Annotated in this window: 9 protein-coding genes; all 9 read left to right on the plus strand. The window is 39.3% G+C overall.

Going from position 1 to position 14,474, the window contains the following annotated elements; all coding sequences use genetic code 11:
* The first annotated feature begins 22 nt into the window (after positions 1 to 22).
* Positions 23 to 2,419: an SDR family NAD(P)-dependent oxidoreductase gene (locus tag RMY63_RS19145; protein ID WP_322730217.1), complete on the plus strand. Its 2,397-nt coding sequence runs from the start codon at positions 23 to 25 to the stop codon at positions 2,417 to 2,419.
* Positions 2,420 to 2,457: 38 nt separating this feature from the next.
* The gene (locus tag RMY63_RS19150; protein ID WP_322730218.1) at positions 2,458 to 6,717 is read left to right on the plus strand and encodes a beta-ketoacyl synthase N-terminal-like domain-containing protein; all 4,260 of its coding nucleotides are present in this window, start codon (positions 2,458 to 2,460) and stop codon (positions 6,715 to 6,717) included.
* A 35-nt stretch (positions 6,718 to 6,752) separates the two neighbouring features.
* The gene (locus RMY63_RS19155; protein WP_322730219.1) at positions 6,753 to 7,898 is read left to right on the plus strand and encodes an amidinotransferase; all 1,146 of its coding nucleotides are present in this window, start codon (positions 6,753 to 6,755) and stop codon (positions 7,896 to 7,898) included.
* 138 nt (positions 7,899 to 8,036) lie between these two features.
* Positions 8,037 to 9,086: a type 2 isopentenyl-diphosphate Delta-isomerase gene (fni, locus tag RMY63_RS19160; protein WP_322730220.1), complete on the plus strand. Its 1,050-nt coding sequence runs from the start codon at positions 8,037 to 8,039 to the stop codon at positions 9,084 to 9,086.
* Positions 9,087 to 9,232: 146 nt separating this feature from the next.
* Entirely contained in the window at positions 9,233 to 10,243 is a 1,011-nt protein-coding gene (locus RMY63_RS19165; RefSeq protein WP_322730221.1) for a hypothetical protein, read from the plus strand.
* Between the two features lie 14 nt (positions 10,244 to 10,257).
* A complete protein-coding gene (locus RMY63_RS19170) occupies positions 10,258 to 10,425 on the plus strand; it encodes a glycosyltransferase (RefSeq protein WP_322730222.1) in 168 nt (55 codons plus the stop codon).
* A 21-nt stretch (positions 10,426 to 10,446) separates the two neighbouring features.
* Positions 10,447 to 12,198: an ABC transporter ATP-binding protein gene (locus RMY63_RS19175; RefSeq protein WP_322730223.1), complete on the plus strand. Its 1,752-nt coding sequence runs from the start codon at positions 10,447 to 10,449 to the stop codon at positions 12,196 to 12,198.
* Between the two features lie 109 nt (positions 12,199 to 12,307).
* Entirely contained in the window at positions 12,308 to 12,814 is a 507-nt protein-coding gene (acpP, locus tag RMY63_RS41845; protein ID WP_416212536.1) for an acyl carrier protein, read from the plus strand.
* Between the two features lie 256 nt (positions 12,815 to 13,070).
* Positions 13,071 to 14,468, plus strand: coding sequence for an amidase (locus RMY63_RS19185; RefSeq protein WP_322730224.1), 1,398 nt, complete (start codon positions 13,071 to 13,073; stop codon positions 14,466 to 14,468).
* Positions 14,469 to 14,474 lie beyond the last annotated feature (6 nt).

Consider the following 14,474-nt stretch of genomic DNA (forward strand, 5'->3'; position numbering starts at 1 on the left):
CAGTAAACCCGATCAAGGAGAGGTGCGATTAGCTGAGGGTTGTACGTGGCTGATCGCCGAGGGAGGAAACGGCTTAGGAATTGCTTTAGCAGAAAAGCTGTCTGGGGAGGGTCATAGAACAATCATTCTAAACTTCCCTGCCCATTTAATCTCTAATCAATGGAATGCTCACAATATGATTGACGTAGTAAACCTTAGTGATGCAACAGAATCGCACCTCAAGAAAACCCTAAGTACAATTCAAGAAAAATTTGGTCAGATTGGAGGATTCATCCACTTTCATCCATCGGCTAAAACCGCAGCATCAATAAGCGATCTTTTTCGTGAGGACGATAAAGAAATAGTCAAATTAGTCTTTCTAATTGCTAAACATCTCAAAGATTCTCTAAATGCAACTGCAAAACATGGTATGAATGCCTATTTTCTAACTGTTACCCAGTTTGACGGTCAGATGGGAACGTCCGGTGAAAAAGCTTATTCTATTCTTGGCGGTGGCTTATCAGGTTTGGTCAAATCTTTACACCGTGAATGGGCAAATGTTTATTGCCGTCATATCGATTTAGAGCCTAGTATCAGCATTGACGAAGCTGCAAACATAGTAATTGAGGAAATGGCAGATTCAGATACTGGTTTGTTAGAAGTTGGGCGTACTAAAACAGAGAGAATGACTCTAACACTGGAATCTATTAAGAGTTTTGCTTATAATCGCCAGGAAACGCCCGATTCTCACAGTGTATTTTTAGTTAGTGGTGGTGGACGTGGTATTACTGCTGACTGTGTAGTGGAACTTGCTGTAGCCTATAAATCCAAATTCGTTTTATTGGGACGTACAGCTTTGCAGCCTTGCGAACCTGATTGGGCTAAAGACTGCACTGATGAAAACGAACTCAAAAAGCGTATTTTTCAGGACTTCATCCAAAAACGAAAGAAACTAACTCCTGTTGAAGTCAACAAAGTTCTATCTTCTTTAAGATCGCAACGTGAAATTCAAACTACTTTAGCTCGTGTCAAAAGCTGCGGTGGAGAGGCAATTTACATCAGTGCAGATGTTACCAATAAAACCGAGCTAGCAAAGCAGCTTGAGGGAGTTGAAGAAAATATAGGAGTGATTACAGGAATCATCCACGGGGCAGGGAATATAGCTGATAAGCGAATTGAGAAAAAATCCCAAGAAGATTTCCATAAAGTACTCGAACCTAAGATTAAAGGATTAGAAAATTTGCTCAGTATTTTCAATCCAGAAAAGTTGAAATATATCTTTCTATTTTCTTCTGTAGCTGGCTATTTCGGAAATGCAGGTCAAACTGATTATGCTGTTGCTAACGAAATCCTCAATAAATTTGTTTATTCTTTCAAATATCTCTTTCCAAAAAGTCGTGTTGTTTCGATAAACTGGGGCCCTTGGGAACGGGGAATGATAGATCCAACTCTGAAAAATTATTATCAACAGCAAAAAATAGACCTTATTCCTGTTGAGGTGGGAGTTAAATTCTGTCGAGATGAATTCATGATTGCCAACGATGGTGCTAGAGAGCAAATTGTTGTTAGTGGCCCACTTAGTATCCCGACTAATCCTTCTCTACAAGACTTATCAGTAAAAAATACACGGCGAATTATAGAAATAGGTGATAATCCCTTTTTAAAAGATCATGTGATTGGAAATAATGCGGTTTTACCAGCAACTTGTGCTGTTAACTGGATGGTGAAATCTTGCGAGGATATTCTACCGCACTATAAAGTTAGAGTTATTGACAACTTCAAGGTGTTCAAAGGAATTATTTTTGAACAAAGCTATCATAATGAGTATTTGACTAATGTGACTAACCTTGATATTCAAGATATAGCACGTCCATTTGAAGTACGAATAAGTAATCAACCAACAGAAAAAAATCATTTTATTTATTCCTATGGCGCTAAACTCTGGTTTGAAAAAGAGTGGAGTGAGATGCCTATTTACAAAAACCTAGATATTCAAACAGATGGTAAATCCTATGCACTATATGGGGAAGGAAGTGTCTTGTTTCACGGCAAGACTTTCCAGGGAGTAAAAAAAGTTTTGCACCTCAATGAACGCAAGATTACTTCACTCTGTAATTTGCGTGTTGTTGAGCAAAAACAACAGGGACAGTTTCCTGTTAATTCTTTCAATCCTTACTTAGCTGATGTCCAATTGCATAATGTATTGCTCTGGACTTATCATCAATTAGGTGGGGGCTGTTTACCGATGAGTTTTGGAAAAATTGAACAATTCCAGCCTCTGGATTTCGAGCAAGACTTCTACGTTTCAACTGAGATAATTTCGAGCAAGAATAATAGTGTAACAGCCAATTTTTTTGTACATAATGAAAATGGAAAAATCTATATTCAATGGACTAATATTTCTTACTATATTGTGAAAAAGCTACAAACATTGTTTTAGTGAAAGACTTGATATTAAGGTAAAGGTACGTAAGTCTAATGAACGAGATTGCTATTATTGGAATAGGTTGTTTGTTTCCAGGCGCGAATAACCCTGAAGAATTCTGGAAAAGTTTAATGAATGGCATAGATGTCACTTCTGAACTTAGTAGAGAAGAAATGGGTAGGGATCTGTCGCTTTACTACCATCCAGAGCTAGGAACGCCAGACAAAATTAGCTATACCAAAAATGGTTATCTTCGCGGATTTAGTTTTGACCCTTATGGGTATAGAGTGCCCCATGAAGAGCTAATTGCTCTGGATAGAATATTTCATTGTTCCCTCTATGCAGCGAAGGAAGCCCTTAAAGATAGTGGCTATTTTAATAATGAAGAACTGTTAAATAAAACAGGACTAATTTTCGGGAATCTTTCTTTTCCAACCGAGTATTCTAGCAAATTATTTTCATCGATGCACTTGAAAGCATTGGAGTATTTTGTTAGAAAACTCTTGAGTCATCAAAGTTTCCATTTTGACAATCCAGCATCGAAACTCAATATTTCTCTCGACAACGCTATAACTGCTAGCTTGCCAGCTAGTATTGTCTGTAGAGGTTTGGGACTTGGAGGAATTCGCTACACAATCGATTCTGCTTGCGCCAGTTCCTTAAATGTTATGGAACTAGCTTCTTATCACCTGAATACGGGGCAAGCAGATATGATGCTTGCGGGGGCAATCTGCTGTCCTGAACGCCTTCATGTGATTCATGGCTTTAATGTGCTTCATGCTTTCCCCAACCAGGGAAAAAGTATCCCTTTCGATCGCTCATCCGAAGGCATCAAAACAGGAGAAGGAGGAGGTATTTTTGTTTTAAAGCGACTCTCGGATGCGGAACGAGATGGCGATCGCATATATGCTGTAATCGAAAACATCGGCTTATCCAATGATGGCGGAGGGAAACACATCCTGAGTCCGTCCAAGAAGGGACAATACCTTGCCCTAAAAAGGGCTTATGAGCATTCCGAACCAGTAGATTATATAGAATGCCATGCAACTGGAACCCCTTTGGGCGATCGAACGGAACTGAATTCCCTAGAGGAATTTTTTGCAGACAAGCAGAGAGTACCAATGCTAGGAGCCAATAAAGCCCATACAGGTCACATGCTAACAGCTTCTGGGATGGCCAGTATGATCAAAGTCATCTGGGCAATGAAAGAAGGAATCATTCCAGCTACTATTGGCATTAAAGATGCGATCGCATCTGAGCATAAGGGTATAAATTCTGCAAATATCATCCAAGAACATACCCCCTGGACTCAGACAAACCGACCGAAAAGAGCCGGGGTTAATGCATTTGGTTTCGGCGGAACTAACGCCCATCTGATTCTAAGAGAATATATCCCGGCAACCACTAAGACGGTTCCTGCGATCGGCCACTCAAAACAAACTGAACCAAGTGCCCTAGCTATTGTGGGGATGCATATTCAAATTGATACTGTCGATGGAATTGATGCTTTTGCCCAGGCGCTCTATCATAATCGGGAAGTGATGGCATCCTTGCCACCCTCGCGTTGGTCAGGGGCTGAGGAGACGCTGCTGAAACCTGCACCAAAAGCAGCCTATTTGGAAAAAATTGATTTTGATTGTGCCGCGTTCAAAATACCCCCTAATGAAACGGGGCCTCTATTATTTGACCATCTATTCATGATGAAAGTTGCTGATTTGGCTTTGCATGATGCTGGTTTTACCCAAGAGGAGCGTTTTAGCAACACAGCCGTCATCATTGCCACAGAAATGAATCTCACCACTCACCGCACTATTACCCGGCTCGACATACCTTGGTACTTACGGGAAAGTCTGAAGAAATCCAACATTCAATTAACAGATGTCCAGATAAGTAAACTGGAATCTATTTTGAAAGATAGTATTTCATCTGGCTTCTACGTCGAAGGAATGACGGGATTGATTGGAAATTTAGTGGCGAGTCGTATTTCAGCCCTATGGAATTTTACAGGGCCAGCTTTTACGGTGTCAGCACAAGAAAATTCTGTATACAAAGCAATTGAAGTCGCGCGATTACTATTAGACTTTGGCAAAGTGGATGCTGTATTAGTAGGAGCTATAGACCAAGCAAGTGGTTGGGAGCACGTAGAATGGTGCAGAAAGTTTTACGACACTCCTCTGACTTTTGGTGAAGGTGCAGGTGCGATCGTGCTTAAGCGAGCAGCAGAGGCACAAAAAGCTCAAGACAGGATTTACGCCAAGATTGAATCTCTAGCGATTGTCCAAAGCAATAGAAATGAAGCACAATCTGATTGCGTGTGTCAAGCGGCTATAAGTGCCTTGGCAGAAGCTAAAGTTAAACCTGAAGACGTGGAGTATATAGAGCTAAGTCAAAATGGTTTAGTAGTCGCACAAGACAGCGATGAAATAGCGGGATTGAACAAGCTCTATTCTCTTACTCAAAAACAGGTCGGTTCAGTTAAAACCAATTTTGGTAACAGCTTTGTCTTATCAGGCATGGCAAGCATCATAAAAATGTCTCTTTGTCTTTATCATCGTTTTCTCCCAACCGTGTCTTTACAGCAGTCTAGTCAATCATGGGAGCTATCAGATCAGAAACTTAAACGGTTTGCTGCTGTTAACGCCATGAGTAATGATTACTCTTGTGTTCATCTGATTTTGGGCGAAGGTCATTATTCGAAACTTCAGCAAAACAATGATCGAGTGCTACCTGACATTACTCCTCGCAAGCGAGTAATTAAAACCTTGTTAAATGGCACAGCAAGGATGGGAGATATTATCCTTAGTGAAGATAATCTACAGCAATTTAAAAACATAAGTTTGGAAATTTTTATGAACCCAGCCAAGCATTTAGAAAAAGCTCAACTTCCTTTGTTGAACTATAAACAATTACTTACAAAAAGCAGTGTTATATCAAACGCGAATTTACAAAATTTATTTTTAGAAATTCAATCTGTCTTTTATGAAGAATTGAACCGCAGTTTAACCAATAATATATCTCTGATAGAAAAGACAACGTTATTCCGAGACTCTGTTAATATATCAGAAAATAAAGCTTTGGAAAGTATACCTCATATTCCAGATAATCCTATTAATGCTGATAGCATAGTGGCGGATATTGAATCAAAAAATTTGGTTTGGAGTCTAGAACAGATTACTGAAATAGTCGAGGGTAAAATCTCTAATGTCCTCGGAGATTATTATCAAAAAATGGATTCTTATCCCATACGTACACGCACACCTTCGCCGCCATTTATGTTCGTCAGCAGAGTGACCAAAATGACAGCAAAACGAGGTAAATTGGAACCATGCACAATAGAATGGGAGTATGATATTCCTTCAGACAGCTTTTATGCAAATAATAATGTACTAACTGGATTGATTCCCTTTGAAGCTTCTCACACAATGCTTTTAGCGCTTGCTTACATAGGTTGTGACATGATGTTTGAAGGAAAACTACGTTACCGTGCTTTAGATAGCCAAGTTGAGATTTTAGGTGAGCTTCCTCAGCCAGGAGATACGATACGCGGAGAAGTATTTATTTATAGTCTGATAAAATCTAAAAATAATTTGCTCCTTCAATACGAATATAATTGCTATCATGGAAGTCAAAAGTTAATAGTATGCAAAGCCATTTCAGGTTATTTTTCAAAAGCAAATTTAAATAATTCTAAAGGCTTACCTATATTTGCTAAGTCCAAAGCAGAAACTATTTTAAAACAACATTTTAGACCTTACCTTACTTGCGATAAAACAAAGTTCAGTGATGCAGAGATTCAAGCTTTGCAAGCAGGTGATTTTAGTCTCTGTTTTAGTGATGCTTACCTTACGAAAAAGCCTTTTGCCCTTAGCAGTAGCAAACTGCTGATGATTAGTAGAATCTTACAAGTAGTTCCTCAAGGAGGATTGTGGGGACTAGGGCAAATTTTGGGTGAATTAGATATAGATCCCCAACATTGGATATTTGAAGCGCACTTTAAAAACGATCCTGTTATGCCAGGAACAATGCTAGTAGAAGGCTGTAGCCAAGTTATATTCTTCTATATGTATTATTTAGGTCTACATACAAAGTTTGAGTCATTCAAATTTACCTACTGTGAAAATCTGAAAAGTAATGCAAAATTTCGCGGTGAGGTAAGTAAGGAAGCAAATAAAGTCCAATTTCGGATAACGGTAAAAGAAATTGGTGATTCTCAAGACCCTTATGTTATTACAGTTGCAGAAATTATTCACAATAATAAAGTTCTTGGTATTTGTGATAATTTGGCTGTAAAACTTGTAGAACACAATATCTGATTGGATTGAAAAATCTAAAATAAGAGGAGAAAAATATGTCGATAGCAAATGAATTAGCTCAAAATAAAATTAACAATGAAAGTGACTCTCCTACAACAAGTGGATGCGTTGTTAACTCATACAATGAATGGGATCCATTAGAGGAAATTGTTGTTGGTAGGCTAGAAGGTGCTAGTAATCCTCCTAGACATATAGCTTTGCTAGGTGGTATTCCCGAAAAGCTTTACAATCTTCTTCTGATTGGAGGTGGCTATAGAATTTCCCAAAAATGGGGTATTGACCTAGCACAAAAAGAATTGGATGAGTTTATCCATATTCTTGAATCAGAAGGTGTTAAAGTCAGACGCCCTAGTATAGATGATTACCATAGAAAATTTTCTACCCCACATTGGTCATCTAGGGGTTTTTGTGCAGCTTGCCCTCGAGACTGTTTTATGGTCATAGGCAATGAAATAATTGAGGCACCTATGTCATGGAGATGCCGTTATTTTGAACGTCATGCCTATTATTCACTATTTAAGGAATATTTTGAGCAAGGAGCTAAATGGACTTCTGCTCCAAAGCCTCCTCTACTAGATTCTCTATACGATAAAAAATATAGGGTTCCTAAAGATGGAGAACCGATGCGATATGTAATCAATGAATCTGAAGTAGTTTTCGATGCAGCCGATTTCACCCGTTGCGGTAGAGATATTTTTGTAACGAAGAGTAATGTAACTAATGACGCGGGAATTAGTTGGGTAAGACGTCATTTGGGAGAACAATTTAATGTTCATATTATTGAGACGCAGTCAAAGCAGCCCATGCACATTGACACTACATTTGTGCCACTTGGCCCGGGGAAAGTGATGATTAATCCCAAATACATTGACATTGACAAGTTACCATCAATTTTAAAATCGTGGGATATATTTGTGGCACCGGAACCAGTCATTATTAAAGGAGGCTTTTTTAATGAAACAGCTGCTTTGTGCAGTACGTGGTTAAGTATGAATGTTTTACTACTGGATGAAGAGAGGGTAATATGTGAAAAATCTCAAGAACCAACAATTCGTGCTTTAAAAGATTGGGGATTTAAACCAATACCGTGTAGCTTTATGCAGTTTAATCCCTTTGGAGGTGCGTTTCATTGTGCAACTTTAGATATTAGACGCCGTGGTACATTACAATCTTATTTTTAATCGCTTCACCAGGGCGTACACAAATAGAAGTGATTTCAATCAGCTAGGTGAAGTTTAAATACTATTTTTACTTGAGGCTGAACCTAGTTATGAATTAGTTGTAAATCCCTTTTAAGTTGATTTAATTTGGACTTAATTATGAACTTTCCTTCAAGCTTGTCGGCACAAACTCAGAGGCGCAAGGCAGATCATCTACGGATTTGTCTAGAGGAGGATGTGCAATTCCATCAAATAACGAATGGACTGGAACGCTATCGGTTTACCCACTGTTGTTTACCTGAACTTGAGCGTGATGAAATTAACCTGACAACAACGTTCCTAGGAAAACAGCTAGGCGCACCACTGTTAATTTCTTCCATGACTGGTGGGACAGAACAGGCAAGAATAATTAACCATCGCCTCGCGACTGTTGCCCAGCACTACAAAATAGCTATGGGGATTGGTTCTCAGCGAGTGGCAGTGGAGAAACCTGAGCTTGCTAGTACGTTTGCCGTGCGATCGCTTGCCCCTGATATTCTCTTATTTGCTAACTTGGGCGCTGTCCAACTCAACTACAACTACGGGCTGGATGAATGTCTGCGTGTGATTGATTTGCTCCAGGCTGATGCTTTAATTTTGCATTTTAATCCTCTGCAAGAGTGCATCCAGCCCAGAGGCGATACTAACTTTCGGGGATTACTGGACAAAATTGCTAAATTGTGTGGTCAATTGCCTGTGCCTGTGATTGCTAAAGAAGTAGGCAATGGTATATCGGCTGCAATGGCTGAAAAACTGATAGCAGCAGGAGTAGCAGCAATTGACGTTGCTGGTGCTGGTGGCACATCTTGGGCAAAAGTGGAAAGTGAACGGGCGGAAAATGAAAAACAGCGACGGTTAGGAATGACTTTTGCTGATTGGGGTTTGCCAACAACTGAGTGCATTACTAGTATTCGTGCCGTTGCCCCAGAAATTCCTTTAATTGCCTCCGGGGGATTGCGTCATGGCTTGGATGTGGCAAAGGCGATCGCTCTAGGAGCCGATCTTGCTGGTCTAGCATGGCCTTTTTTACAAGCCGCAGCTGAATCAGAAGCTGCACTTTATTCCCTAGTTGAGGTATTAATTGCCGAAATTACTACTGTGTTATTCTGTACTGGCAACGCTAACCTAAAGCAATTACGCTATTATCAAGGATTACAACGATTAGAATAGCTATCAACTTTCTGATGGCAGATTTTTGGGCGTGAGGTGTGGAGTATAAATGCAGTTTCGTACGCTTTTTGTACATCCATGACGGCTATACATTTTATCATCTTTTTATTGAGTAGGAAGAATATTTAATTAGTAAAATTTACTAAATGAATGAGAAAATGGAGCATTGTGGTGCTTATTCTCTCATTCTCCATATCAACCTTAATTACATTCTTATTGTTAATAATTTTGCTGTGATTAACAATAACATTAGTTGGGTAAGACAACACAAACAAGCATATATGTATAAAAAAATATTCTCTGATTTTCGTTCTCCAGACTGGCAGAAAACAACAATTTCATACTATCAGGCATTAAAAGCTGCGCGTGTGCTATTAAAATGCGATCACCTATTACGGATGATCGGCTACACGGAAACAGAGTTTAAAATTATATATCCTTTATTATTGCACTTAGAAGCATATGTATATAGTGGTGATTTAAAATATGAAGAACACCAAAGCCAGGGGACTCTTTATACAGAAAACACATGGAAAAAAAATATAGAAACACTTTTAAAGATTTATGAGATTTATGATTGGGAAATACAAAGTGAGTTAGATAATCTAGAAAAATATTTTCTCCAGGAAAGTAGACTTTTATTAGGAGAAATAGAAATAAACGAACAAGTTATCTTAGATATATTTTATATTCGCTCTTCAGATATCTATATGCTACTAAGAGTAGTACATAAGCTAAAAGACATTCCATACAACGAAGATTTATTCAAGCTTTTGAAACCTTTGCTGGTCATCGAAGAAATTAGGGATGATTTAGAGTCATATGAGAAGGATGTTGCAGGAAACAGTTTTAATACTCTGCGACTTTATGTGCAACTCTACGGCAAACTGCAAGCAGCACAAAAACTAAGAGAGATGAGATGCCGAATAATACACAATGCTATTGATAACCTAGCAAAAGCAGATAAGCGAAGTATCGTTCAATTTTGGATTGCTGTTCTAAAAATAGATTTAGGAATACCTTTTATCTTTCATAGCATACTAAATTTAGTTCCAGGCTCGCTGCTTGTTTATTGTGCAAAGCTACTACTTATTAATGATGATAAATATTACGGAGCAATACCGCAGGCAATAGACGAACCTAGAATCCCAGAGTAAAAAAAGAGCGATATATGATAAATAGCAAACGGATTGTCTTGTCAACTTTCGATTCTCTTGGTGATCTGCATCCGGCAATGGCACTCGCGCTGGAATTACAGACCCGTGGACATCACGTCGTCATTGCTACTACCGAAGCTTACCGTTCTAAAAGTCTCAACAAGGAGACTCAAACAGTATGAATTTATCTACTAATTATTGTAATGTTTTATACACTTATTTCGTCACCCGGTCTGATATTGCTGTTGCGATTTTCCCTCAGCTTTTTCCATCGGTACTGGGTTCAGGGGGTTTTGCTCCTCCTAGCATTGCTATTTCAACTAGCCTTCGATCTGCTTCTTCCCTTTGCTTATAAGTTTATCTTTGATCGCCTCATACCTACTGGTGATACTCGCTTTCTTGCACTCTTACTAGGCGGACTGGTTGTTGCCTTCATCATTCATTCCCTAGCTAGCATCAGTCAGGATTATCTCAGCGCCCTAATAGGATCTGGTATTTTGAAAGATATACGGCTCAAAATGTTCAATCATTTGCAGCACCTCTGTTTGAGTTTTTACACTCGCGTTCAGATGGGTGAACTTATGTCTCGGTTCTCCAGCGATGTGATTGATATCGAGAGAGCGATCGCAATTTATCTTCCAAAGGGAATCCATAATATATTTTTGATGATTCTTAGCACCCTCCTACTCTTCGTTGTAGAATGGCGGCTAGCTTTGGTGACTTTGGTCGCATTACCCATAATCTTCATCGGACCACATTTATTTGGAAAACAGGTAACCAGTACTAGTTATAGATTCAGGCAGGACGAGGCTAAGGTTTTAAGTACAATTCAAGAGAATATCAATGCACAACCTGTAATTCGGAACTTTGGATTGCAAAAGTTAATGCTATTCAAATTCCAAGAGCAACTGGTTGTCCTATCGCACAGTAGCCTACACAGTAACTTTTTCAGCCTTTTACTAGGGAGGTTCTCGCTCCTGAGCATCTACTTTCTTCAAATATTAATCTTTGGTGTTGGTGCATTTTTGGCTATTTATGGCTATCTAACTACAGGGGCACTAGTTGGGTTTCTCAGCCTTCTCATCAACGTGAATGTTGCAGTTGATGGCATAACTCAACAAGTACCTGCCCTGATTCAGGCTACAACTGGGATACTACGAGTTAAACAGCTGCTGGCTGAACAATCTACGATTACAGATGCAGTTGATGCAGTACCACTACCACCCCTGGCAAAAGAGATTCGGTTTGAAGATGTAACCTTTAGCTATTCGGGAGTACAGGCCAACCTGGACAAGGTGAGCTTTACGATTCGAGTCGGTCAGTCTGTAGCTTTTGTTGGTCCTAGTGGTTCCGGCAAGAGTACAGTCCTCAACCTACTCATGCGGTTCTACGATCCTAACCACGGTTCAATGCTCTTTGACGGTCACGATCTGCGGCAGGTTAGTCAAGCATCACTACGGACGCAGATAAGCGCTGTCTTCCAGGAAACGTTCCTTTTCAACACCACAATTCGCGAAAATATCTGCCTGGGTAAGCCCGATGCAACCGATGCAGAAATAGAAGCAGCCGCCAAAGCAGCAGAAATCCATGACACGATCCTAAGTTTTCCTCAGAAATATGACACCTGCGTGGGCGAGAGGGGTGGGCAAATCTCAGGTGGACAACGGCAGCGAATTGCTATAGCGCGTGCAATTTTGCGTAATCCAGCAGTACTTGTACTTGACGAGGCAACTTCGTCATTGGATCCGGAGTCGGAATCGGCCATCAATACTACCCTATTAAATTTAGCAAGAGGCCGTACTGTCATCTCTGTAACTCATCGGCTTACTTCTGTTGTAAAGTCAGACTGCATCTTTGTACTTGAAGGAGGAAAACTGATTGAACAAGGTACTCATGAAGAGTTACTCAATCTTCGAGGTCTGTATTATCGGCTTTGGTGGAAACAAAGCCAATAATACAGGGGAACAAAACTTAAGCTTTAACTATACAACCTTGGTTTCAGAATTAACTTGATAGTAATGATACTACCTTGTAAAAACTTGACAAAGTAGCCCTAACAACCCTATGGAAAAGTATGTTCCACAAAACATCAACAAGCCCATTCTAGGCAGTCAGAGCGAAAAAGTTCAATACTTTAAGGATATATCGCCGGAGGTTTGGAACTTCCAAATTGATAGTTATCATATTTGTAAACACTGGCTCAAAGCCCGTAGTGGTTCTAACTTAAACAATGAGGATGGTGAACACTACCAACGTATTGTAATGGTCTTGAAGGAAATAGCTAAACTGACGGAAGAAATTAAGATAGCGATTCAATCTGACCAGTTAAAGAAGCTGTGTATTTTTGAAAACGTACAAGCAATCATTGTAGAGAAGTTAGGAATTGAGCCAGACCAAGTCATCCCTTTAGCAAATTTTGCCAATGACTTGGAAGTAGATTCTTTAGGTACAGTAGAACTAATTATGGCCTTTGAGGAAGCCTTCAAAATTGAAATTTCCCCTCAAACTGCTAAAACCCTTTTGACAGTACAACATGTCATTAATTACATTAGCGCTCTTTTATTACTCTGAAAAAATCAAATATTTGTAGGTTGGGTTGAACATTCGTGTTACCCAATCAAAATCAAGGGTTCTTGGTGTTGGGTTTCGTTGCTCAACACAACATACGCTTATATTTATAAAAACTAATCAGAAACATTGGTTTCTGATTTTTATCTCGTGAGAGTCATAAAAGAGTGTTAGTCAAAAAATTGAGATAGTTGTCTAATTTTGCTCCCTAACTCTACTAACACTTATTAGGAATTAATCTGATTAACGAAGAACTAAGATGATTGAGCAAGTTTGGGAAAGTTACACTCTGGAAGATATCGGCTACGGGATTAATAGTGGCAGTATAGATCCACGCGAATTAGTTGAGTACTTTCTAACTAAAATTGACCAAGAAACAGAAAAAGACAAAATCTTTACAGAAGTTTTCAGAGAACAAGCTAAAAAGAAAGCAGAGGAAGCATATAGAAGGGCTAATGCTAATACACGGCTTTCACTTTACGATGGTATTCCCCTTGTATGGAAGGATAATTTTGATATCAAGGATAAACCTACAAGTGCAGGGTTGAAGATTTTGCTGGAGAAAGTTGCCAAAAAAGATGCAGTAGCTTACAGGGTATCTGCTGATGCTGGCTTTATTTGTCTTGGCAAGACCAATATGACGGAATTGGCCTTTTCTGGTCTGGGGATAAACCCAACATTTGGGACACCAACAAACCCTTTTGATCGTCAGAACATAAGGGTTCCAGGTGGTTCGTCATCAGGTTCAGCTATTGCTGTAGCAAAAGGTCTATGTTGCGCTGGCATTGGAACTGACACAGGTGGATCAATTCGAACGCCTGCTGCTTGGAATAACTTGGTTGGTTTAAAGACGACTGCGGGTTTGATTTCGACAGAAGGCATTATCCCTCTCAGTCAGACGTTAGATACAGTTGGTTTTATGACTCGATGTGTTGAGGATGCAGCTATTCTGTACCATTTGATTGCCCAAACTGATAAGGTCGATTTGTCAGGTGTCGAGTGCAAGGGTCTCAATTTAATAGTGTGTACAAATACTGTGTGGGACGATATTGATCCTAATATCTCGGCTGTTTTGTATTCTGCTATCGAAGATATTGCAAGAAGAGGGGCGATTATTGAGAGGAGAAGTATTCCAGAGTTTGAAGAAGCGCTCGAACTTATGAGTAAAAAAGGAAATATTGTTAACTATGAAGGAAGCAGAAATTGGAGTGAGTTTTTAGAAGCCAATCCTGGCTCTATTTCACCAGATATATTAGATAGATTTCATGTTGGAGCTAAGACTAAGGAAAGTGATATTCAAGAAGTCTATCAGGGCTTAGAAAACCTCAAAAAGCAGTATTTAAAGAGAACAAATGATTATACTGCTATTTTAATGCCTACGGTAGCAAGTATACCACCAATTATTAGCAAGTTAGAGCAGGATAATAAGAAGTATGCATCAGAAAATTTAATGTCATTAAGAAATACTCGTTTAGCAAACCTTTTTGGACTGTGTGCAATTTCCCTTCCTGTAGGATTTACTCCTTCAGGATTGCCAGTTGGTTTAATGTTGGTAGGTGCCCCGTTTTCTGAGGTGAATCTTTTACACCTAGCTTCATCTATTGAAAAATTGTTTTATGGAAAGTTTAGGCATTTCGGCAAAAGTGTTGAATGTTAATACAAA

It is taken from the genome of Nostoc sp. ChiQUE01b, assembly GCF_034531255.1.
Classification (GTDB): Bacteria; Cyanobacteriota; Cyanobacteriia; order Cyanobacteriales; family Nostocaceae; genus Nostoc.